A 23,740-nucleotide genomic window follows, 5' to 3' on the forward strand; every position below is an offset into this window, starting at 1 on the left:
TGAGCTAAAAGTGTTACCGGTCCGGTCGGAAAATATTTCCTGCCGTTACCGCATCAGTTGATGACGAGATAATAAGTCGGATGAATAAGTTATGTTAGCAAGTAAATCTGTCTGAATGGTTCAAATAAATTGAACAGCCACCGTATTGTTATTCAAAAAGAAAAGGGCTGATTGTTTTCAATCAGCCCTTTTTGCAGGATGGGTATCACGCTATTTGTTGCCGATGGTCTTGCGAAACAGACGTACCGTTCCCCAGATACCGAAAGCGCGCCGGGACCAGCGAACCACTGCACTGGGATGACGGATACCGTAAACAGCCATCAGGCTTGAGCCTACGACCAGATATTTACGCATATCCACCAGTTTTATCCAGTAGTGATCCACTTTCGCGGTGGCATCCAGCCAGTCAGAACCGGCCTGAGAAAGTTCGCCGCGCTGACGCTCAATTTTGCGCAGCAACCTGACTTTTTCGATAGCACGGTTCGGAATGCTCATAGCTCGTCATCCTTTTCCAGCAGAGCGCGATCGACGTCCAGTTGCTTTCGGGTGAGGCTAAGCAGTGTTGATCGTTTGGCTTTCGCCAGTGTCATCGCGCCAAGGATCACTGCCAGAAGCAGCAACACGCCGGTCGTTGTTGCTATCGCCGTAAGACGATAGGCCGGGTCAATGGCCCAGAATAAAACAACCAGCAAACTCATAAGACCAAAGGCAGTAAAGATCAGGGTAATACCGGCCATAAGCAGTAATTGGAAAATATTGGCCTTTTCCTCTTCCAGCTCAACCACAGCCAGCCGGACACGCGTTTCCACAATGCTCACCACCACGGTGGCAATGCGGGAAACGATGTCAAACAGGCCCTTACCCGGCCCTTGTGGCGAAGGTTTGATCGATTCAGCCATAATCAGCGGCGGGCTAACAGAACGCCAATCACAACACCGACCGCGGCACCAATACCGACGCCCGTCCAGGGTTTTTCATGCACGTAATCGTCAGCTTTACCGGCGATTTCTTTGGTCTGATAGGCAATCTTGTCACCTGTATCACTCAGACGCTCGCGGGTATCTTTGAGCAGGGATTCTGCTTTACCACGCAGTTTATCGAGTTCAGCTTTCGGCTTATCGGTAGAGGTCTGGAGAACTTCTTCCAGAGTATCCGCCAATGACTTGAGTTCAGCGCGCAGTTGTTCTGATGTATTACTAGCCATGTGTAAGTCACTCCATACGTTAACTGATTCGAACTTTTAACATAGCGGATATTCGGGTTATCGCAAATGCGAATTGTCTGTTTCAAAAGGCAAGATCGCTGTAAACCCGCTATGGCGTGAGGCAAAATCTGTCAGTCTGAAAAGCGATTAATGGCCTTCAGCCTCTTTCAGTTCAGACTTCGCTTCTTCCAGTTTTTGCTGTTTCTTGATGATTTTTTCGTGGTCGCCTTTAGCCTGAACCTCTTTCAACTCTTGCTCACGTTCGGCAACTTTTTCACGTTTCTCTTCAACACGTTTCTGATTTTCTGCTTTCAGACCTGCATCGGTACAGTGCGCTTTATTTTCACGTAACGCTTTCTCCAGACCGTCAACGCGGTTCTGGTTTTTATGCGCCCGCGCTTCGTCGATTTGTTTCTGGATTTCCTGTTGCTTAGTCACGCAACTTTCCGGCTGAGGTGCGGCAAAAGCGGCAGTGGTAAACAGCAATGCAGGAACAAGAGTGAGGGCAGATAAAGTGATTTTCATCATCGGTTTTCCTTTTGACGTTTAAGCGAATGTGCACTTAATTCCATTTGTTGATGAGTTTTATGAATGCTAGCGTCTAAATTATATTACCGCTGAATATGTGGTGATATGAGACAAATCCTGCGCATGGTCTTATCCGAACTTAAGACGCTCACGATCCAGTTTCGACCCCCAGGTCGTGGCATGTTGAGGTTCGTAGTACTGGATAACGAATCCGGCAGGCAAAATGTCCTGCAATACGGTCTCCGCCAGTTTGCGTTGTGAGGCGGTGTCGAGTTGTACCACCAAAGCATCATTGAGCGGCGTAATGCTTTTGATGTGAATACCGCGCTGGCTCAGCCCCTGATAGACATAAAAACCATCGGGTAAGGCGACGCCCGCTCTGGCAGGACGGATTTGCAGCGCACTGGTCGGTGCCGGAAGACGGGATACCGCCAGCCCGATCATAGTCGCCGCCGCCAGCAGCATGAGCAGCAGAGGCCAGATAAATGAACGTTTGAGTAATCTTCGGTTCATTATGCGTTCTTGCCTTTATTTTGACGGTCAGCGTGTTTTTTGCGCCACAGCACGACAATCGAACCGATCAGGCCGCCGACCAGCAGCAAAACAGGGAGCAGCATCAGGCAGTTCATCACCTGATCTTCATATTTCAGGAACAGCGGGGTTTTACCGAGAAAATACCCCAGCGAGGTCAGGATCAGGATCCACAACAATCCGCTCACCCAGTTGAAAAACTGGAAACGGCTATTGTTCAGGCCTGAAAGTCCGGCAATTGTTGGCAGCAGGGTGCGGACAAAGGCCAGAAAACGGCCGACTAACAAGGCGGAAAGACCGTGCTTATGGAAAAGCGCGTGTGCACGTTCATGATAATGCACGGGTAAATGCGCCAGCCAGCTTTGTACTATCCGGGTGTTGCCCAGCCATTTTCCCTGGGCGTAACTCAGCCAGCAACCGAGGCTGGCTGCGGTGGTCAGCAGGAAAATGGTTAAAGGGAAATTCATGGCATCTTTGGCGATCAAAACGCCAACAAGGATCAGCAGGCTGTCGCCCGGCAAAAAAGCCGCAGGCAACAAACCGTTTTCCAGAAAAATAATCATGAATAAAATCAGATACAACGCCCAGACTAATTGGGGATTAGCCAGGGTTTTATAATCTTGTTGCCAGAGGGCATCGATAAGCGAACTGATAATTTCCATCGGTGTTGTAAAACTCCATCATTTTCAGTGGGTCAGCGAAAGACATCAGCGGAGAATTTGTCTCGACGCTGCCTGTTTTGCTGATAAGGTCGCCTCTTCCCTGGCGGGCTTTCTGGTCATGAGTTTTTCGGGGATTTACGCGTCTCCGGGCCTGTTTCACTCGGCATGGACGGGTAAAAAAAGTGGTCTAACTGTAACAAAATAACAATAACTCAGACAGGTAAATATAGCGCGTTGAGACTGATCATTTAAGTCTGAAGCACGTTATGGAAAAGGGTTTTACATTGGCTGACACTACTCGACAGTGCCTGACAGGATTGGCGGGGGCAAAGCAGAGGCACGAAAAAGGCAGGTTGGGAGAATAAACCTGCCTTAAGGGGAATTTATTTAGAATTGAGTACCGGCGGGTCGAGATGAACTACCGGGTTTTCTGAATAAAGATAACGGTCTACGTTAAACTCGAAATCATCGCTGGTCGCGCGGAAAAGCATTTGTTTGGTGTTTTCCAGATGCTGCCACATTGCCAGTTTGGCGGCGTGGGGATCACGGCGGATCAGCGCTTTTAAAATCAGATCGTGTTCTTCACACCAGCTCTCAATGGACTTCTCATCAATGTGCTCATGCAGTTTGCGCCAGTAAGGGTTATGCAAACGCTGGCTCCACATCTTCTCAACGATGGTCGCCAGCGCACTGTTTTGCGTGGCCTGTGCGACCTGCACATGGAATTTTAAATCCCATTCTGAATCGCGGAAGCGGTCTTCCTGGCGGGCATGCTCCTGAATTTCCATCAGACGCATGATGTCCTGCTTGGTGACCTGTGTGGCGGCGAATTCAGCGATGTTACTTTCAATCAGCTGACGTGCCTGTAACAGCTCAAACGGACCGGCAGTGCCAAACTCGCTGCCACAATCGGGCACAACAAGGTGGCGCTGCTGATTTGACATCACATGAATTCCCGACCCTTTACGGACTTCCACATAGCCTTCAACTTCCAGCATGATAATCGCTTCACGCACGACCGTGCGACTGACATCCATTTCATCTGAAATCAGACGTTCAGCGGGCAGCTTTTCGCCAACCGGATACAAGCCTGTTTCGATGCGTTCCTTGAGCGTGGCAGCCAGTTGTTGATATAGGCGTCTGGTGTCTGTGGATTCCATATGAGTGCTCTTTAAAGTAGTGAAACCTGTAAGAAATGAGTGTCGGACAGACCTGTGAACTTATTATACAAGTGCCAGTATACGTTTTACGAAAGTTTGATGCACCGTGCATCGGACAGAAAGGCATGGGAGAAATGTCAGAAAAATGCAAAGCCCGGTAAAGAGAGTTACCGGGCTGACGAACAGACGTTTAGGCTTTTGCGGTTTTCAGCGGAGCCGGGACAGGTTCTACTGCAGAACGGTTCTGCAGGACTGTCCAGATAATGATGGCGCCGAGCAGATCGAACACGGCAAGGGCGGCGAACAGCGGGCTGAAACCGATGGTATCGGCCAGCGCCCCGACCACCAGTGCAAACATGGTACTTGCCATCCAGGCCGCCATACCGGTCAGACCGTTGGCGGTAGCCACTTCGTTACGACCGAACACATCAGATGACAGAGTGATCAGCGCGCCGGACAGTGACTGGTGAGCAAAACCACCTACACATAATAAAGCAATAGCGGCGTAAGGGCTGGTGAACAAACCGATCATGCCAGGGCCAATCATCAGAACCGCCCCCATGGTGACAACCATTTTACGGGAAACGATCAGATTAACTTTGAAGTACTTCTGGAATAACGGTGGCAGATAGCCGCCCAGGATACAGCCGAGGTCGGCAAACAGCATCGGCATCCAGGCAAACATCGCGATTTCTTTCAGATTGAAACCATACACTTTGAACATGAACAGCGGGATCCAGGCGTTGAATGTTCCCCAGGCGGGTTCAGCCAGGAAACGTGGCAGCGCGATGCCCCAGAACTGACGGTTACGCAGGATCTGCCAGGCAGACATTTTCTTGCCGTTGTTGGTCTGATGCTGTGCTTCCTGACCTTCCAGAATGTAGGTGCGTTCTTCTGCGCTGAGTTTCTTCTGATCTTTAGGGTGCTTATAGAACACCAGCCAGCTCAGTGCCCAGATCAGGCTCAGTACGCCGGTAATGATGAAGGCCAGTTGCCAGCTATGCATCACGATGCACCAGACGACCAGCGGCGGCGCAATCATGCCGCCAATAGATGAACCCACGTTGAAGTAACCGACGGCAATAGAACGTTCTTTTGCCGGGAACCATTCGCTGCTGGCTTTGAGGCCGGCAGGGATCATGGCCGCTTCTGCCATACCGACTGCACCGCGGGCGATGGCCAGGCCACCCCAGCTACTTGCCAGCGCCGTCGCCATACAGAAGATGGCCCACATAATAGCGAACATCGCGTAACCGACTTTGGTGCCCATGACGTCGAGAACGTAACCGGCGACCGGCTGCATCAGGGTGTAGCAGGCGGAATAGGCGGCGATAATATAGGAATATTGCTGTGTGGTGATGTTTAACTGGCTCATCAGCGTTGGCGCTGCAGCCGCAATGGCGTTACGTGTCAAATAACCTAATACAGTGCCGCAGGTGACGAGTGCGATCATGTACCAGCGTAACCCTTTAATCTTACCCATTTAACTCTCTCCCAGTAAATAATCCGGCGATGACAACATCAGGCTGTCAGGGCGTATTTCGCACCACCTGAACAAGCGTGGGGGTTCTGGCTTTCCTTAAAGTGTTTTCGGGAACGTTGCCGCCAGATGATTTCACTGGGAGCTGCCCGTGTTATTACGCACTGCGTTATTGTTATCTGTGCGTAAGGGTCCGATGAACGTCCTGAACACCAGAATTACTGCTTCGCCATGGGGCTGACTGCACCCGGGAAGTGTTTTGCCCGGACAACAGCGAAAGGACGTGGCAGGTAATCTCTGACGCTCTTGTCCGGGCGATGCAAAGATAACTTGTCATACAGATTTAAAATTTGAATGACATCACAAAACCACATTTATATTGTGTGGTTACTTAACTTTTTTAAATTCACGGTTATTTACTTGATTTTACAATGAAAACTGTATTTTGATTGATCCGGTTCACACTTTTCTGTCAATGCTTAACAATGACAGCCTGAAAAATGAAACGTAATTGGTGTGACAACTTCACGAAATGATCACATTTATCGTGAACAGTTAATGAACACTGTTATCTGGTAAAAATTGACCGATGCAGGCCGCCTGAAGGGCAAATGGATTACATAAGCCCTGCTGGCGTGGGAAGAGGATAATGAGGCCGAAGCCCGGTTGAATGTCCGCAAGCCGGCGCGCACTTTTTAGGTTTTGTCACATTTGGTACGAAATAACTTGTCATACAGATTTAAAGTTTGAGTGACATCACAAAATGACACTCTAATTGTGAGGATAATAAGCACCAGCAGCTGATGACGCTAAAGTCATTATTTTACAGAGAATTAGTTTGTTTTTTTGGAATGAAATCAGTCATTTTAATGGCTTTGGTGCATTAAAAAGTACTGGACGATAGCTTAAATTGGTGTGATAACTTCGCACCATTGAGTGACAACTCTACAGAATTCATGATGAGGAACCTAAGATGGCGCAGTTTTTAACGGAAGACTTCCTTCTCGACACAGAATTCGCACGTCGCCTGTATCACGACTACGCGAAAGATGAGCCAATTTTTGACTACCACTGCCATTTGCCACCTGAGCTGATTGCGCAGGACTATAAATTCAAAAACCTGTATGACATTTGGCTGAAAGGCGATCACTACAAATGGCGCGCGATGCGTACCAACGGTGTGCCTGAGCGGATGTGTACCGGCGATGCCAGCGACCGCGAGAAATTTGACGCCTGGGCTGCAACGGTTCCTCACACGATCGGTAACCCGCTGTACCACTGGACGCACCTTGAGCTGCGCCGTCCGTTTGGCATCACCGGTAAACTGCTTTCCCCGTCTACCGCGGGCGAAATCTGGGAGCGCGGTAATGAATTGCTGGCGCAGGATGCATTCTCTGCCCGCGGCATCATGAAACAGATGAACGTCAAAATGGTCGGCACTACCGATGACCCGATTGATTCTCTGGAACATCATAAAGCGGTGGCACAAGACTCCGGCTTTGATGTCAAAGTGCTGCCAAGCTGGCGCCCGGATAAAGCCTTCAACATTGAAGCGGCAACCTTCGTCGATTACATGAAGAAACTCGAAGCCGCGGCGGATGTCTCCATTACCCGTTTCAGCGATCTGCGTGATGCCCTGAAAAAACGTATGGATCACTTTGCGGCGCACGGCTGCAAAGTGTCAGACCACGCGCTGGATGTAGTGGTTTACGGCGAAGCGGATGATGCGACGCTGGACGGCATTCTGTCCCGTCGTCTGAGCGGTGAAACGCCAACTGCGCAAGAAATTGCTCAGTTCAAAACCGGCGTTCTGCTGTATCTGGCTTCTGAATATCAACGTCGTGAATGGGTACAGCAGTATCACATTGGCGCGCTGCGTAATAACAACACCCGTATGTTCCAGCTGATTGGCGCAGACGTTGGTTTCGACTCCATTAACGACCAGCCACTGGCCGAGCCGCTGTCCAAATTGCTGGGCGCGCAAGGTCTGGCCGGTGGCCTGCCAAAAACCATTCTGTACTGCCTGAACCCGCGTGATAACGAAGTGATCGGCACCATGGTCGGTAACTTCCAGGGTGAAGGGATGCCGGGCAAAATGCAGTTTGGTTCCGGCTGGTGGTTTAACGACCAGAAAGACGGCATGCAACGTCAGATGACACAGCTCGCCAACCTCGGCTTACTCAGCCGTTTCGTCGGCATGCTGACTGACAGCCGCAGTTTCCTGTCCTATACGCGTCATGAATATTTCCGTCGCATTCTGTGCCAGATGATTGGTCGCTGGGTGGAAGAGGGCGAAGCACCGGCAGATATCGAACTGCTGGGCAGCATGGTGAAAAACATCTGCTTCGATAATGCGAAACAGTATTTCCAGATTGAACTGAACTGATCGGCTTGAACTGAGTAGCACGACGGAGCGCAGGTTCCTGCGCTCCTGAAATAAACATTGAAATAACAAACAACTATCCCAACAGATAACGACGGCCATAGGGCAATTTTCCCGCCCTCAAAGACCGGAGTCTGAGCAAATTAAGGTGAATGTGAGATGCAAAGGTTAAATCGCCGTGACTTCCCTGGCCGTCAACATCCGGACAAAATTATTCAATTCGGTGAAGGTAATTTCCTGCGGGCGTTTGTCGACTGGCAAATCGACCTGCTGAATGAACATACCGATCTGGATGCCGGGATCGTGGTTGTTCGTCCGATTGACACTGACTTTCCGCCTTCACTCAGCACGCAGGATGGTCTGTACACCACCATCATCAGCGGTCTGAACGAGCAGGGGGAAACGGTGCGTGATACCCGGATCATCCGCTCCGTTAACCGCGAAATTAATATCTATCACCAGTTTGATGAGTATCTGGCGCTGGCCCGTGACCCGAATATCCGCTTCGTGTTTTCTAACACGACCGAAGCCGGTATCAGCTATGTCGAAAGCGACCGTCCGGACGATACGCCTCCGGCCAGCTTCCCGGCTAAACTGACCCGGTTGCTGTTCGAGCGTTTCAACCATTTCTCTGGCGCGGCTGATAAAGGCTGGGTTCTGCTGCCATGCGAACTGATCGACTACAACGGTGAAGCGTTGCAGGAACTGGTGCTGCGTTACGCACAACTTTGGGCATTGCCAGCGGCATTCACCCAGTGGCTGAAAAACAGCAACACCTTCTGTTCAACGCTGGTTGACCGCATCGTTACCGGTTATCCGCGCAGTGAAGTCGACAGCCTGCAGGAAGAACTGGGTTATCAGGACAGCTTCTTCGACAGTGCCGAACACTTCTATTTATTCGTCATTCAGGGGCCAAAAAGTCTCGCGCAGGAACTGCGTCTGGACAAGCTGCCGCTGAATATCCGTCTGGTTGACGACATCAAACCGTATAAAGAACGCAAAGTGGCGATCCTTAACGGCGCACACACCGCGCTGGTGCCGGTGGCCTTCCTGTCAGGGCTGAACACCGTTGGCGAATCCATGAATGATGCGCAAATCAGCCGCTTTGTCGAACTGGCGATCGCTGAGGAAATCTCGCCGGTGCTGGATTTGCCACAGGATGAACTGACGTCCTTTGCCCAGGCGGTACTCAGCCGTTTCCGCAACCCGTTCATTCAGCATCAGCTGCTGTCGATTGCCCTGAACGGCATGACCAAATACCGCACCCGCATTCTGCCGCAACTGCTGGCGAGCCAGGAAAAGAATCAGCTTCTGCCTCCGCGCCTGACCTTTGCACTGGCAGCCTTGCTGGCGTTTTACCGTGGTGAACGTAACGGTGAAATTTATCCGCTGCAGGACGATGCACACTGGTTGAGCCGTTTCTCCGAACTGTGGGGTAACGTGCGTAATGGCAGCCTGCCGTTGGCCGGGCTGGTCGAAACTGTGCTGGCGGATGAAGAACACTGGGGACGTGACCTGAATACCGTGCCGGGTCTGACTGCAAAAGTGACCGAACAATTGCAGTCGATTGAAGACCTTGGCATGCGTGACGCGTTGGCGGCTTACAGCTAAGAGAGCAACTATGCAAAGTATCATTCAAATTCATACCGCTGATAACGTCGCCGTCGCGTTGCGCGATATCGACGCGGGCGAGCAGGTCGAAGCAGGCGGTCACACCGTCGTGTTGGCTCAGCCGGTTGCCCGTGGCCACAAGTTTGCCCTTCGCCAGATTGCGGCGGGGGAGAACATTGTTAAATACGGCCTGCCGATCGGGCATGCGCTGACGGCGATTGAGCCGGGTGTGCATATTCATTCGCAAAACGGCAAAACTAACCTGAGTGATCTGGACGAATACCAGTATCAGCCGGATTTCGCCAGCCTGCCGGAACAGATGGCGGATCGCGATGTGCAGATCTTCCGTCGTAAAAATGGTCAGGTGGGGATCCGTAACGAGCTGTGGTTGATCCCGACCGTTGGTTGCGTCAACGGGATAGCCCGCCAGATCCAGACACGTTTCCTGAAAGAAACCAATGACGCGGAGGGTACCGACGGCGTTTACCTGTTCACGCATCCGTTCGGTTGTTCGCAACTGGGTGACGATCATGTGAACACCCGTACTATGCTGCAAAATATGGTACGCCATCCGAATGCGGGTGCGGTGCTGGTGATCGGCCTTGGTTGTGAAAACAATCAGGTGGACGTGTTCCGTGAAACGCTGGGCGAAGTGGACGAAGAGCGCGTGCGTTTCATGACGCTGCAAAAGTTCGACGACGAAGTGGAAGCCGGTCTGGAACGCCTGCGCGAACTGTATGCTGTAATGCGTGACGATAAACGCGTTGCCGGTAAACTCAGCGAACTGAAATTCGGTCTGGAATGTGGTGGCTCTGATGGTTTATCGGGTATCACCGCTAACCCGCTGCTGGGGCGTTTCTCCGACTACGTGATCGCCAACGGCGGCACTTCCGTGCTGACCGAAGTGCCTGAAATGTTTGGCGCAGAACGTATTCTGATGAGCCGTTGTCGCGATGAAAGTACGTTTGAAAAAACCGTTCACATGGTGAATGATTTCAAACAGTACTTCATCGAACATAATCAGCCGATTTACGAGAACCCGTCTCCGGGTAACAAAGCCGGTGGCATCACTACGCTGGAAGAAAAATCGCTGGGCTGTACACAAAAAGCCGGCCAAAGCCCGGTAATGGACGTGCTGAAATACGGCGAACGCCTGACTACGCCGGGGCTGAACCTGCTGAGTGCGCCGGGTAACGACGCCGTCGCCACCAGTGCGCTGGCAGGTGCGGGCTGTCATATGGTGCTGTTCAGTACCGGACGCGGCACGCCTTACGGCGGTTTTGTGCCGACAGTGAAACTGGCAACCAACAGCGAACTGGCCACGAAAAAACCGCACTGGATCGATTTCGATGCCGGACGCCTGATCCACGATGTCAGTATGGATCAGTTGCTGGGTGAATTTGTGGATCTGATCGTGGCGATCGCCGATGGCCGCAAAGCCAAAAACGAACTCAATGATTTCCGCGAATTAGCCATTTTTAAAAGCGGTGTCACATTGTAACCGGTCAGGTTTATCGTTAGGATGAAACGGCGTTTCAGTTATGGAACGCCGTTTGCTTTTGCAGCGCAAGACCCCCACGTATGAGACTCCTGACAAATGACGTATTACTGGTTTGCCCAGTCAGTTGGTGTTGTGGCCTTCATGGTCGGCATCACGATGTTTTTCAACCGCAGCGACCGCCGTTTCAAACAACAGCTTTCTGCCTACAGCGCCATTATCGGCGTGCATTTTCTGATGATGGGTGCCGCGCCCGCTGGCATGAGCGCCTTACTGAATTCTCTGCGCACACTGATTTCCCTGCGTACCCGTAACCACTTGATTATGGTAATTTTCATCGTCCTGACCCTGGTGCTGGGGCTAAGCCGCGCCCATCACTGGATGGAACTCTTACCGGTCGGTGCGACAGTTGTCAGTACCTGGGCGCTGTTCCGCACCAGCGGGCTGACAACCCGGTGCATTATGTGGTGCTCAACCTGCTGCTGGGTGGCACACAACATCTGGCTTGGCTCGATTGGCGGTTCACTTATCGAAGGCAGTTTTCTGGTCATGAACGGTTTTAATATCATTCGCTTCCGCCGCCTGCAATTGCGTGGCATCGATCCGTTTGAGGTCGAGAAGAAGCTAGTGCAGAAGATGGATGAGCAGGGATAGTCCCTGCTTTTTTGTCCTTCATTCGCGTACCCCGCTTATTTTGAATCTGCTCACAGATTGCAATAATAATTCCGCGTTTCCCACTCTATTGATTCCTTCCGCCTGTTTGCCTCGTTGACAACCTCCGGACGCAGGAGTAATTTCCGATTCCGTGGGAGCGGTCCCACAAAAAGGGAAAGGGAAAAAGGAAAATCATGGACGCTATTCAGGGATTACTGAAACAGATATATGCAGGGAAATTGTCAGCGGTATTCTTAGATGATCTGATTACACGCATTGAGGTTGCCAGAAATCAGATTACCTATACGGCCAAACAGGGATGGGATGAAAAAGATGTGGTATTGATCACCTATGCAGATCAGTTCACGAACAAAGCAGAAAAAACACTTTCAGTATTTGATAGTTTTTATCAGCAGCATCTGGCGGATGTTTTTAATATTGTTCACCTTCTGCCTTTTTATCCTTATTCGTCGGATGATGGTTTCTCGGTGATTGATTATCAGCAGGTCAATCCACTGGCGGGGGACTGGAAAGATATCCGTAAGCTTGGCCAGTCTTCAAGGCTGATGTTTGATTATGTCTGTAATCATATTTCCGCGAGCAGTGAATGGTTTAAACAATATCTGGCGGGCAATTCGAAATATGAAAACTATTTTATTAGCCTGAACGAAAATAGTGATTTATCTGCCGTGACCCGTCCCCGCAGATCGCCGCTGTTAACGCCTTTCCGCTTTGAAAATGGCGAAACCCGTCATGTCTGGACCACCTTCAGCGCGGATCAGATCGACCTGAATTTTGCGCATCCTGACGTACTGCGCGACATGCTGGACGTGTTACTGAAATACCTGTCGGAAGGCGCTGAATATGTGCGTCTTGATGCTGTGGGTTACATGTGGAAGGAACCCGGCACCTCCTGTATTCATCTGCCCAAAACACATTTACTGGTGAAGCTATTCCGCGCCGTGGTGGAGTATGTTTCACCCGGTACTGTGATTATTACCGAAACCAATGTGCCGCATCAGGACAACATCAGTTACTTTGGTAACGGGTTTGATGAGGCGCAGATGGTCTATCAGTTCCCGCTGCCGCCGCTGGTTCTGCATGCCATTCACAGTGAAAACGGGGAAACGCTGAAACGCTGGGCCGCCGGTCTGGATGCCTGCACACCCGCCACCACCTTCTTTAATTTTCTTGCTTCGCATGATGGCATTGGCCTGAACCCGTTGCGCGGATTACTGCCGGAATCAGAGATCCTCAGGCTGGTGGATGCGCTGCAACAGGAAGGCGCGAGGGTGTCGTATAAAAATAATCCGGATGGCAGCACCAGCCCGTATGAAGTCAACGTCACCTATATGGATGCGCTGAACCGGCAGTCGGACGACGACGATATCCGTCTGCAACGCTTCATGCTGGCGCACGCTATTTTGCTGGCATTCCCCGGTGTTCCTGCGGTGTATATCCAAAGTATTCTGGGTTCGCGTAACGATATTCAGGGGGTTGAGAACGCCGGGCATAACCGGGCAATTAACCGGCAGAAATATGATGTCACGGAAATTGGACAGATATTATCTGAACCTGATTCATTACGTGCGCGGGTATTTGGTGAACTGAAGAAATTAATTATCTGCCGAACTGAACAGGCGGCATTTCATCCTTCCGCGCCGATGCGGGTCATAGAATGTCATGAAAGTGTGTTTGCCTTTATCCGGGGGCAGGGAAACCAGGAAATAGTGTGTCTGTTTAACCTTTCCGCTAACAATATTCAGGTAACGCTCCCTTCGGGGGATTATCAGGTCTTACCTTATAATCATTCACTGAAATGTGACGGGGAAATAACATTAAAGCCTTATCAGTATATCTGGTTACGCCATTAATTAAGATGTTCCGTTATTTTTTTTGTATTTAAAGGGTGTGATATTTCACAGGCCAGTGATTTCGGCTGGCTATAAATTAGCAAAGGAGATGTTCATGAATATAAAAATGAAAAGAAAATATATCCTTATAACTCCGTTATTATTATCCGCATTATGTTTATCGGCCTGTGAGGACGCCAAAGAGAGACAGGTCACCATTGAGTTTATGCATTCTTCGGTCGAGCAGGAACGTCAGGTGGTCATTAATCAGCTGATTGCGAAATTTGAACAGGAAAATCCGCAGATCACCATTAAACCGGTGCCGGTGGAAGAAGATGCCTACAACACCAAAGTGATTACGCTGGCCCGTACCGGCGCACTGCCAGCCGTGATTGAAGTCAGTCACGATTACGCCAAAGTGATGGATCAGGAACAGCTGATCGACCGCGATGCCATCAGGCAGGTGATCGACGGCATAGGTGCTGATCAGTTTTATCCCGGCGTATTGCGCATCGTGCGCACGGAAGAAGGCGAGAATTACACCGGCGTACCGATCCACGGCTGGATACAGGGGATCTGGTACAACAAATCACAACTGGCTGACGCCGGATTCTCTGCGCCGCAAAACTGGCAGGATGTCACCCGCATTGCCACGGCATTTAATCAGCCCGCGCGGAAAAAATACGGCATTGCGTTACCGACCGCCGAAAGTGTTCTGACCGAACAGGCTTTCTCGCAGTTTGCGCTTTCCAACGATGCCAACGTATTGAATGCTCAGGGGCAAATCACGGTTAACACGCCGGAAATGCAGCAGGCGCTGGATTATTACCGTCAGCTCGCCACCTTCTCGATGCCCGGTTCCAATGACGTCATGGAAATCAAAGACGCCTTTATGAACGGCACGGTGCCGATGGCGATTTACTCCACTTATATTCTTCCTGCGGTGTACAGCGAAGGCAAAGCCGGTGACCTTGGTTTTGCCGTGCCGACTGAAAAATCCAAAGCCGTTTACGGCACCATCACCTCACTGACCATCTCCAACGGCCTGGATACGCCTGAACGTGAGGCCGCCGAACGGTGGGTGAGCTTCCTCGAAAAACCGGATAACGCGACAGCCTGGGTGCTGATGTCGCCGGGTGCCGCATTGCCGGTGACCCAAGGCGTGACCGGCAATGCCACCTGGCAAAACAATCCGGTGATCAAGGCATTTGGCTCGCTGCCGCAAATGCTGGTGAACGAGTTTGCCAACGTGCAGGTGTTCGGTTCCGTCGGGGAGAAAAACTTCGCAGCAATGGGCGATATCACAGGCTCTGCCGTGCTCAGCGAAATGCTCAATGGCGTGACCGTCGGGAAGAAGGATCCGCAGCAGTCACTGGCGGAAGGGCAAAAGCGTATCGAAGCACTGATGCAAAAACGCTAAACGGAGGAGCCTGAATTGTCAGGGAAGATCATGAAATCACGTAAATTTAACCATTCTGACGGTCGTTTTGCGCTGCTTCTGCTCGCCCCCAGCATCTTTTTGCTGGGGCTGCTGGTGGCGTATCCGATGTTGTCGAATATCCAGATCAGCTTTCTGCAAATCCCGCTGAATCCGCGTATTGATAACCGGTTTGTCGGGCTGGATAACTACATCAGCATTCTCAGCGATCCGGGCTTTTATCACTCGTTGTGGGTGACGTTCTGGTACACCGCACTGGTCGTCGCGGGCAGTACCGGGCTGGGGCTGGGCGTCGCGTTGTTTTTTAACCGTGAGTTCCGCTTTCGCAAAACGGCGCGTTCGCTGGTGATTTTGTCCTATGTCACGCCTTCCATTTCGCTGGTATTTGCCTGGAAATACATGTTCAACAACGGCTACGGCATTGTGAATGTGATCGGTGCTGACATGCTGCATTTGTTCAGCGATGCCCCGCTGTGGTTCGACAATCCGGTCAGCAGCTTCGTGCTGGTGGTGTTGTTCGCCATCTGGCGTTACTTCCCCTACGCCTTTATTTCGTTTCTGGCGATTTTGCAGACCGTCGATAAATCCCTGTACGAAGCCGCAGGCATGGATGGCGCCAATGCCTGGCAGAAATTCCGCATCGTCACGCTGCCCGCCATCATGCCGGTACTGGCAACGGTGGTCACGCTGCGCGCGATCTGGATGTTCTACATGTTTGCCGACGTCTACCTGCTGACCAACAAGGTCAATATTCTGGGTGTGTATCTCTATAAAACCGCCTTCGCCTTTAACGATTTAGGTAAAGCCGCCGCCATATCCATGGTGCTGTTTGCCCTGATCTTTATCGTGATCCTTCTTGCCAGAAAACGGGTGAATATCAATGGCAGCAACTAACCGCAAGATCCTGCGCAAAGCGGGCTTTTATGCCAGCCTGCTGATTTTCCTTGGCGCGATGTTATTTCCTTTTTTCATCATGCTGATGACCTCGTTCAAAAGCAGTAAAGAGGCGATTTCCCGCCATCCGACGCTGTTCCCGCAGGAGTGGGATTTCCATCATTACGTGGATATTTTCAATCCGCAGATTTTCCCGTTCCTCAGTTACTTCAAAAACAGCCTGACCGTGTCGGTACTGGCGTCCGTGATCGCTGTGTTTTTCGGCATCCTGGGCGCTTATGCGTTGTCACGGCTGCGTTTTAAAGGGCGCGTCACCATCAACGCCAGCTTTTATACCGTCTACATGTTTTCCGGCATTTTGCTGGTGGTGCCGCTGTTCAAGATTATTTCGGCGCTGGGCCTGTATGACACCACTACCGCGCTGGTGATCACCATGGTGGTTCAGACCTTGCCGACGGCCGTGTTTATGCTGAAAAGTTACTTCGACACCATTCCTCACGACATTGAAGAAGCGGCGATGATGGACGGCCTCAACCGGCTGCAAATCATTTTCTACATCACCGTACCGCTGGCGATCTCCGGCATCATTTCGGTGTTTGTGTACTGCTTTATGGTGGCGTGGAATGACTATCTCTTCGCCTCCATTTTCCTCTCCAGCTCTGCCAATTTCACCCTGCCTGTCGGCCTGAACACGTTGTTCAGCACACCGGATTATGTCTGGGGAAGAATGATGGCCGCCTCACTGGTGACCGCGCTGCCGGTTGTCCTGATGTACGCGCTTTCGGAGCGGTTTATCAAAGGCAATCTTACTGACGGCGGCGTAAAAGGCTGACGTTAAAACGCATATTGACTGATTAAAGATGAAGGAATATCCGATGAAAAAACTGGTCGCAACCCAGCCGCGTGTGGCTGAACTGATGGATTATGAGGACCGCCCGGTCGCGGCATATGAAGTCAAAATTCGCGTGAAATTTGGCGCACCGAAACACGGTACCGAAGTGGTAGATTTTCGCGGCGTCAGCCCGTTTATCGACGAGGAGTTTTCGGCTGAATGGGGCATGTTTGTCCCCCGTCCGGCGGATGCGCCGCGCGGTATCGTGTTCGGCGAATTCCAGCTCGGCAACATGGTGGTGGGCACCGTTTGCGAAAAGGGCTGCGAGGTGACGGATTACGCGCTGGGTGATGATGTCTGTACTTACGGACCGCTGAGCGAAACGGTGATCGTCAACGCCGTGAACAATTACAAATTGCGCAAAATGCCCGCCGGTGCCTCATGGAAAAACGCCGTCTGTTATGACCCGGCGCAGTTCGCCATGAGTGGTGTGCGTGACGGCAATGTCCGTGTCGGCGATTTCGTGGTGATTGTCGGGCTGGGGGCGATCGGTCAAATCGCTGTGCAACTGGCGAAAAAGGCCGGTGCCAGCATCGTGATTGGCGTCGATCCGCTGGAAAAACGCGGGGAAATTGCGCTGAAAAACGGCGCGGATGCCGTGTTTAACCCGATCGGTACTGACATCGGGCTGGAGATCAAAAAACTCACCGGCAAACAGGGTGCGGACGTCATCATCGAAACCAGCGGCAATGCCCAGGCATTGCAGGCGGCGCTGCGGGGTATCGCTTACGGCGGCACAATTTCTTATGTCGCCTTTGCCAAACCCTTTGCCGAAGGCTTTAACCTCGGGCGGGAAGCCCACTTTAACAATGCCAAAATCGTCTTTTCCCGCGCATGCAGCGAACCCAATCCCGATTATCCCCGCTGGAGCCGTAAACGCATCGAAGACTCCTGCTGGGAACTGCTGATGAACGGCTACCTGAACTGCGAAGACCTGATCGATCCGGTGGTCACGTTCAGCAACAGCGCGGAGAGCTACATGAAATACGTCGATCAACATCCTGATCAGAGCATCAAGCTCGGCATCACTTTCTAAAAGGACTTAGACATGAAAATCGGTACACAAAATCAGGCATTCTTCCCGGAAAATATTCTGGAGAAATTCAAATTTATCAAGGCAATGGGTTTCGACGGTTTTGAAATTGACGGCAAATTGCTGGTAAATCATCTCGACGAAGTGAAAGCCGCTATCGCCCAAACCGGCCTGCCAGTGATCACCGCCTGCGGCGGCTATGAGGGTTGGATCGGTGATTTCATCGAGGAGCGTCGTCTGAACGGATTGCAGCAAATCACTGCGATTCTGGAAGCCCTTTCGCAGGTCGGCGGTAAAGGGATTATCGTGCCCGCCGCCTGGGGAATGTTTACCTACCGTCTGCCGCCGATGACCTCACCGCGCAGTCAGGCGGGCGACCGTCTGGCGGTCAGCGCATCCTTGCGGGAGCTGGAAAATGTCGCCAGACGCACCGGCACAACGGTGTATCTGGAGCCGCTGAACCGTTATCAGGATCACATGATAAACACGCTGGCGGAGGCACGCCGTTATATCGAAGAGGGCGCGCTTGAGCACGTCAAAATTATCGGTGATTTTTACCATATGAGTATTGAGGAGGATTGCCTCAGCGCTGCGTTCCATCAGCAACGCGATCTGCTCGGCCATGTACATATTGCTGACAATCATCGTTACCAGCCGGGCAGCGGAAGCATTGATTTTGGCTCTGCGTTTGAGCAACTGAAAGAAGATGGCTACGACGGCTATATCGTCTACGAATGCCGCGTGCGGGCAGAAAATCCGACCCAGGCTTATCAGGATTCACTGACTTATCTTCGCAATTTACTCTGACTGACAGGCCGCGAAATGGAATTTATAACGAAACCGGCAGGAACGCTGAAAGTGGCGCTGGTGGGGGCGGGTCAGGTGGCGGAAAAGGTCCATGTAGCCTGTTACCGCCAGCTTCCGGGGCTTGAACTGGTCGCGGTGGTGGATTGCGATACGGCGCGCGCTCAGGCATTTGCCGGGCGCAACGGTATCGCCCGTGCCTTTACCTCACTGGAAGAGATGCTGGAGGCTGAACGGCCCGACATCGTCAGCATCTGTACGCCCAACCTTTTCCATCATCAGCAAGTGATCACGGCATTGCAGCACGGCTGTCATGTGTTCTGTGAAAAACCGCCTGCCATGACCGCCGCGCAGGCGCTGGAAATGTGGCAGGCGGCGGAACAGGCTGGCCGGCTTCTGGCCTATGACTTTCATCACCGTTTCGCCGAAGATGCGCGCATTTTACGCCAGAAAGTCGCAGTGGGAGAACTGGGTGAGGTTTATGTCACCACCGCGCGCGCCCTGCGCCGCTGCGGCGTGCCCGGCTGGGGCAATTTCACGGATAAAACGCAGTCCGGCGGCGGACCGCTGATCGACATCGGCATTCATATGCTGGATGCCGCCATGTACGTGCTCGGCTTTCCGGCGGTGCGCAAAGTCACCGCGCAGATGTTTCAGAAAATCGGTAACCGCAAAAGTGAAGGGCAATTCGGAAGCTGGGATCCGCAGAAATACAGCGTGGAAGATTCAGTATTTGCCGCGATTGAGTTCTGCAACGGCGGGTTGCTGCGTCTGGAAACGGCGTTTGCGCTGAATATTCAGCCGCAATCGGTGATGAATGTTGAGTTTTGCGGTGATAAGGCCGGTGCCACACTGTTTCCTGCCCAGGTGTATACCGATGAAAAGGGTGAACTGGTGAGGTTATTCCACCGGGAGGTTGCCGACGATCAGCGCCATGTTCGCAGCGTTCAGGCGTTTGTGGCGGCGGTTCGCGGGGAAACGGTGAGTCTGGCAGACGCGGAACAGGGATACCGGATCCAGCAACTGGTGGCGGCTGTCTATCAGTCGGCAGAGTCGGGGGAGAGCGTGTATCTATGATTCAGCCTCAGATCCTGCCCGAAGCACCGTTTTCACCACATCGCCTGAATAAGTACGGCAGCCTGCATACCTGCGGCAATGGCCGGATTGGTATCCGTGGCTGTCACGAAGAAGCCTATACCGATCAACAGCGGGGCATGTTTGTCGCGGGTTTTTATCACCGTGCGAATACGACCGAAGTCACCGAACTGGTGAATCTGCCGGATATTATTGGTATGCGCATTGAGCTGGACGGCGAAAGTTTATCGCTGCTTTCCGGCACGCTGCTGTCCTATCAGCGTGAACTGCGCACCATGAACGGTGAGCTGTATCGCGAACTGGTCTGGCAGTCGCCCGCCGGTCAGCGTTTCAAAATCGAAACCCGTCGTTTTGTGGCGCTTTCTCCGCTGGCGCTGGTGGCGAGCCGTTTAACTGTTACCGCGCTGGATGCGAATGCACATTTGTGCGTGAGCACCGGCATTGATGCAACGCTCACCAACAGCGGCAGACAGCATCTGAATGAATGTTCAGTGCGGGTTTTCGATCAAAACGTTTTACAAGGCGGTTATCAGACCACAGACGGCCAGCAGCAGGCGGTCATCACCAGCCAGTGCCTGTTTCCTGCCCGCGCCAGCAGCAGTTTTTCGTCGAAAAACCGCCAGTTACTGCAACATATCAGCCTGCCGTTATCTGCCGGTGAAGCGGTGACGCTGGAGAAATTCAGCTGGATTGCCACGTCGCTCGACGCAGATTTCCTGCCAGAAAACACCTTCGCAGCACGCTGCCTGAAGGCCCTGCTGGCACACGCGCAGCAAGGTTACGGACACCTGCTGATGGAAAATACCCGCCACTGGCAGCATTACTGGCAGGCATCACGGGTCTGTGTGGCGTCAGATGATCCCCAGGATCAACGTGCGCTGGATTTTGCGCTGTATCACCTGAAGCTGATGATCCCGGCGCATGACGCGCGCGCCAGCGTGGCGGCGAAAGGGCTGACCGGCGAAGGCTATAAAGGGCATGTTTTCTGGGATACCGAAATATTTATCCTGCCTTTTGCCCTGCTGAATGCGTCTGAACAGGCGCGAAAACTGCTGGAATACCGCTATCTGCATCTGGCGCAGGCGCAGGACAAAGCCCGGCAGAACGGTTATCAGGGCGCACTGTTTCCGTGGGAAAGCGCGTTCAGCGGCGAAGAGGAAACGCCTGAATTTGCCGCGATCAATATCCGTACCGGTCAGCGGCAACGGGTGGCATCGGCGCTGGCAGAACATCATCTGGTGGCAGATATCGCCTATGCCACGGTGGGCTATTTCCAGGCCACGCTCGACACGGAATTTATGCAACAAATGGGACTGGCGCTGCTGAAAGAAACCGCGCGGTTCTGGATGAGCCGCGCTGAATGGCGTGACGACCGGCTGGCAATTCTCAACGTCATCGGGCCGGATGAATACACCGAACATGTTGATAATAATGCGTTTACCAATTATATGGCGCAGTACAACGTCCGGGAGGCCTGCCGGTATCTGCATGAATTTAATCATGAGGACGCCGCATTCTTTGCGCAGGCGGAAGATTTTCTGACGCACCTGTATCTGCCGCAGCCCGATGTGCAGGGTGTGATCGCGCAGGATGATTCCTTCCTCAGCAAACCGCAATGCGACCTGACAGCCTATAAATCCCGGCAGGGCACACAGGCCATTTTGCTGGATTATTCCCGTGCGGAAATCAACGAGATGCAGATTCTGAAACAGGCCGATGTGGTCATGCTCATGCAACTGCTGCCCGCACAGTTCACGCCACAATGTCAGGCTGCCAGTCTCAGTTTTTATGAACCGCGTACGATTCACGACTCTTCGCTGAGTAAATCGGTGCATGCGATTGTTGCCGCCCGGACCGGGCAGGTCGCACAGGCATTGCAGTTTTACCGCGAGGCGTGCCGCATCGATTTGGGCGAAGAACCTCACTCTTCGGACGACGGTATTCATGCGGCCGCCACGGCCGCTATCTGGACGGGGGCGCTGATGGGGTTTGCGGGGCTGGATTATCAGTCAGGCGAACTGCATTTCCGGCCCTCGCTGCCGCAGGGCTGGACGCGGTTACAGTTTCCCCTTTGCTGGCGTGGAACGCGCCTGACGGTGTCTCTCGAACCCCGGCAATTTACCCTCAGCAAAACGGATGCTCAGCCGCTGAAGGTCTGGATCAACGGCATCTCTCACACATTTACGGAAAGCCTCATTCTGAAAGGATCTCATGATGAAAACTGAACCCCTGCCGCGTGCCGTTATTTTTGACCTCGATGGTGTGGTGGTCGATACCGCGCACCTGCATTTTATGGCCTGGCAACGACTGGCGCAGCGTATCGGGATCCCCATCGATGCTGCGTTTAATGAGCAACTGAAGGGCGTCAGTCGTCAGGAATCGCTGTTGAAGATCCTCGCTGTGGGCGGAAAAACCGGAACTTTTACGCAGGCAGAATGTGACGCAATGGCGGCGGAGAAAAATGACGATTATGTCGGATTACTCGCCGGGCTGACCACGGCGGACATTTTGCCGGGGATCAGTGAATTGATGCACACGTTGCGTGACCAGGGCGTACTCACCGGTCTGGCTTCCGTTTCACAAAATGCCCCGCAGGTGCTCAGGGCGTTAGGACTGGAGCAGGCTTTCGATTATGTCGCGGACGCCCGCCGGATCACGCATTCCAAACCGCATCCGGAAATTTTCCTCAAGGTTTGCGAGGCGCTGAATATCGCGCCGCAGCATGCCGCAGGGATAGAGGATGCGCAGGCGGGGATTGATGCATTACGTGCCGGAGGCATTTTCTCGATTGGCATTGGCGCCACGCTGGAAGGGGCAAATCACCGTCTGGATTCTACCGACGGGCTGTCGTGGGCGGTTATCAGGCAACAATGGTTGCACCATCAGGCTGATATTTAAGGAAAAATTATGGCTCAGATTTCACTGCAACACATTCAGAAAAATTACGACAAACAGGTTCACGTGGTGAAGGATTTCAATCTGGAGATCGCGGATAAAGAATTTATCGTGTTTGTCGGGCCATCCGGCTGCGGAAAATCTACCACCCTGCGTATGATCGCCGGGCTGGAGGAAATTTCTTCCGGCGACCTGCTGATCGACGGCGTGCGCATGAACGACGTCGCACCGAAAGATCGCGAGATAGCGATGGTATTTCAGAACTATGCGCTTTACCCGCATATGTCCGTGTACGACAACATGGCGTTTGGCCTGAAACTGAGAAAGATTGCGCCGGAGGAAATCAGTCAGCGCGTGGAGTATGCGGCCCAGATCCTCGGGCTGAATGAGTATCTGGCGCGACGTCCGGGGGCTTTATCCGGCGGCCAGCGTCAGCGCGTCGCGCTCGGGCGCGCGATTGTGCGTGATGCCAAAGTCTTTCTGATGGACGAACCGCTGTCGAACCTCGATGCCAAACTGCGGGTACAGATGCGGGCCGAAATCAGCAAGCTGCACCATAAACTCAATACGACGATGATTTATGTCACCCATGATCAGACCGAAGCTATGACCATGGCGACGCGGATTGTGGTGATGAAAGACGGCATTATCCAGCAGGTTGGCGCGCCTAAAACGGTCTATAACCATCCACAAAATATGTTTGTGGCCGGTTTTATTGGATCACCTGCGATGAACTTTATCCGTGGTGCGCTGGATGGCAACTTTTTCGTGACGGAAAGCCTGCATATTCCGGTGCCTGAAGACAAACTGGCGATATTGAATGCACGGGGTTATCAACGTAAACCGCTGGTACTCGGGATCCGTCCTGAAGATATCGCCGGTGCAGAGCAGCAGAACGCACATTTTGACGCGCGAATTACGGTGGCTGAACTGACCGGAGCAGAATTTATGTTGTATTGCTCGATTGGCGGTCATGAATTTGTCTGCCGTTCAAACGCTAATACTGATTATCAGGCCGGACAATTATTATCCCTGTGCTTTGATATGAATAAATGTCATTTCTTTGATTGTGAAACTGAGGAAGTCATTACCGCGCATTAATAAGTTATGTCACTAACGTGTATA

At 52.3% G+C, this 23,740-nt stretch carries 22 protein-coding genes; 14 read left to right on the forward strand and 8 right to left on the reverse strand.

What is annotated here, in order from left to right:
• Positions 1 to 210: 210 nt before the first annotated feature.
• The 8 genes from HGO41_RS20175 to HGO41_RS20210 form a co-directional block, all read right to left on the reverse strand.
• Positions 211 to 495, reverse strand: a complete 285-nt coding sequence (locus HGO41_RS20175) for a YqjK-like family protein (RefSeq protein ID WP_112151042.1) — start codon at positions 493 to 495, stop codon at positions 211 to 213.
• Entirely contained in the window at positions 492 to 899 is a 408-nt protein-coding gene (locus tag HGO41_RS20180) for a phage holin family protein (protein ID WP_013577209.1), read from the reverse strand. Before HGO41_RS20180 ends, HGO41_RS20175 begins: the two co-directional genes overlap by 4 nt.
• Before the next feature lie 2 nt (positions 900 to 901).
• Entirely contained in the window at positions 902 to 1,204 is a 303-nt protein-coding gene (locus HGO41_RS20185) for an ElaB/YgaM/YqjD family protein (RefSeq protein ID WP_013577208.1), read from the reverse strand.
• Positions 1,205 to 1,351: 147 nt separating this feature from the next.
• On the reverse strand, positions 1,352 to 1,729 hold the full coding sequence (locus HGO41_RS20190; RefSeq protein ID WP_015690507.1) for a DUF1090 domain-containing protein: 378 nt from the start codon (positions 1,727 to 1,729) through the stop codon (positions 1,352 to 1,354).
• Between the two features lie 132 nt (positions 1,730 to 1,861).
• On the reverse strand, positions 1,862 to 2,245 hold the full coding sequence (gene mzrA, locus HGO41_RS20195) for an EnvZ/OmpR regulon moderator MzrA (RefSeq protein ID WP_015690506.1): 384 nt from the start codon (positions 2,243 to 2,245) through the stop codon (positions 1,862 to 1,864).
• A complete protein-coding gene (locus HGO41_RS20200) occupies positions 2,245 to 2,925 on the reverse strand; it encodes a DedA family protein (protein ID WP_013577205.1) in 681 nt (226 codons plus the stop codon). Before HGO41_RS20200 ends, mzrA begins: the two co-directional genes overlap by 1 nt.
• Before the next feature lie 383 nt (positions 2,926 to 3,308).
• On the reverse strand, positions 3,309 to 4,085 hold the full coding sequence (gene exuR, locus HGO41_RS20205; protein ID WP_013577204.1) for a transcriptional regulator ExuR: 777 nt from the start codon (positions 4,083 to 4,085) through the stop codon (positions 3,309 to 3,311).
• A 190-nt stretch (positions 4,086 to 4,275) separates the two neighbouring features.
• Positions 4,276 to 5,568, reverse strand: a complete 1,293-nt coding sequence (locus tag HGO41_RS20210) for an MFS transporter (RefSeq protein WP_013577203.1) — start codon at positions 5,566 to 5,568, stop codon at positions 4,276 to 4,278.
• A gap of 970 nt (positions 5,569 to 6,538) precedes the next feature.
• Here HGO41_RS20210 and uxaC point away from each other — a divergent pair.
• The 14 genes from uxaC (at position 6,539) to HGO41_RS20280 (ending at position 23,716) form a co-directional block, all read left to right on the forward strand.
• The gene (gene uxaC, locus HGO41_RS20215) at positions 6,539 to 7,951 is read left to right on the forward strand and encodes a glucuronate isomerase (protein WP_112197450.1); all 1,413 of its coding nucleotides are present in this window, start codon (positions 6,539 to 6,541) and stop codon (positions 7,949 to 7,951) included.
• Positions 7,952 to 8,107: 156 nt separating this feature from the next.
• A complete protein-coding gene (locus HGO41_RS20220; protein ID WP_013577201.1) occupies positions 8,108 to 9,559 on the forward strand; it encodes a tagaturonate reductase in 1,452 nt (483 codons plus the stop codon).
• A gap of 10 nt (positions 9,560 to 9,569) precedes the next feature.
• Entirely contained in the window at positions 9,570 to 11,060 is a 1,491-nt protein-coding gene (locus HGO41_RS20225; RefSeq protein ID WP_037035079.1) for a UxaA family hydrolase, read from the forward strand.
• 96 nt (positions 11,061 to 11,156) lie between these two features.
• Positions 11,157 to 11,711 carry a YgjV family protein gene (locus HGO41_RS20230; protein ID WP_250981333.1) on the forward strand — a complete coding sequence of 185 codons (555 nt, stop codon included), beginning with the start codon at positions 11,157 to 11,159 and terminating at the stop codon, positions 11,709 to 11,711.
• Positions 11,712 to 11,905: 194 nt separating this feature from the next.
• Positions 11,906 to 13,585: an alpha-amylase family glycosyl hydrolase gene (locus HGO41_RS20235; RefSeq protein WP_112151040.1), complete on the forward strand. Its 1,680-nt coding sequence runs from the start codon at positions 11,906 to 11,908 to the stop codon at positions 13,583 to 13,585.
• 106 nt (positions 13,586 to 13,691) lie between these two features.
• Entirely contained in the window at positions 13,692 to 14,984 is a 1,293-nt protein-coding gene (locus HGO41_RS20240) for an ABC transporter substrate-binding protein (RefSeq protein WP_250981338.1), read from the forward strand.
• Positions 14,985 to 15,014: 30 nt separating this feature from the next.
• The gene (locus HGO41_RS20245) at positions 15,015 to 15,896 is read left to right on the forward strand and encodes a carbohydrate ABC transporter permease (protein WP_250981334.1); all 882 of its coding nucleotides are present in this window, start codon (positions 15,015 to 15,017) and stop codon (positions 15,894 to 15,896) included.
• Positions 15,883 to 16,728 (forward strand): carbohydrate ABC transporter permease, encoded by an 846-nt coding sequence (locus HGO41_RS20250; protein WP_013577195.1) that lies wholly within the window; start codon positions 15,883 to 15,885, stop codon positions 16,726 to 16,728. Before HGO41_RS20245 ends, HGO41_RS20250 begins: the two co-directional genes overlap by 14 nt.
• Positions 16,729 to 16,771: 43 nt before the next feature.
• Positions 16,772 to 17,824: a D-guloside 3-dehydrogenase gene (ycjQ, locus tag HGO41_RS20255; RefSeq protein ID WP_013577194.1), complete on the forward strand. Its 1,053-nt coding sequence runs from the start codon at positions 16,772 to 16,774 to the stop codon at positions 17,822 to 17,824.
• A 12-nt stretch (positions 17,825 to 17,836) separates the two neighbouring features.
• Positions 17,837 to 18,628: a sugar phosphate isomerase/epimerase family protein gene (locus tag HGO41_RS20260; RefSeq protein ID WP_121019674.1), complete on the forward strand. Its 792-nt coding sequence runs from the start codon at positions 17,837 to 17,839 to the stop codon at positions 18,626 to 18,628.
• Between the two features lie 15 nt (positions 18,629 to 18,643).
• Positions 18,644 to 19,702, forward strand: a complete 1,059-nt coding sequence (locus HGO41_RS20265; RefSeq protein WP_223510124.1) for a Gfo/Idh/MocA family protein — start codon at positions 18,644 to 18,646, stop codon at positions 19,700 to 19,702.
• Positions 19,699 to 21,945: a glycoside hydrolase family 65 protein gene (locus HGO41_RS20270; RefSeq protein ID WP_250981335.1), complete on the forward strand. Its 2,247-nt coding sequence runs from the start codon at positions 19,699 to 19,701 to the stop codon at positions 21,943 to 21,945. Before HGO41_RS20265 ends, HGO41_RS20270 begins: the two co-directional genes overlap by 4 nt.
• A complete protein-coding gene (pgmB, locus tag HGO41_RS20275; RefSeq protein ID WP_217244646.1) occupies positions 21,935 to 22,618 on the forward strand; it encodes a beta-phosphoglucomutase in 684 nt (227 codons plus the stop codon). Before HGO41_RS20270 ends, pgmB begins: the two co-directional genes overlap by 11 nt.
• Before the next feature lie 9 nt (positions 22,619 to 22,627).
• Complete coding sequence (locus tag HGO41_RS20280) at positions 22,628 to 23,716, forward strand: ABC transporter ATP-binding protein (RefSeq protein ID WP_250981336.1); 1,089 nt, start codon at positions 22,628 to 22,630, stop codon at positions 23,714 to 23,716.
• The last annotated feature ends 24 nt before the right edge of the window (positions 23,717 to 23,740 follow it).

The organism is Rahnella sp. CG8, assembly GCF_023701875.1.
GTDB lineage: Bacteria > Pseudomonadota > Gammaproteobacteria > Enterobacterales > Enterobacteriaceae > Rahnella > Rahnella aceris.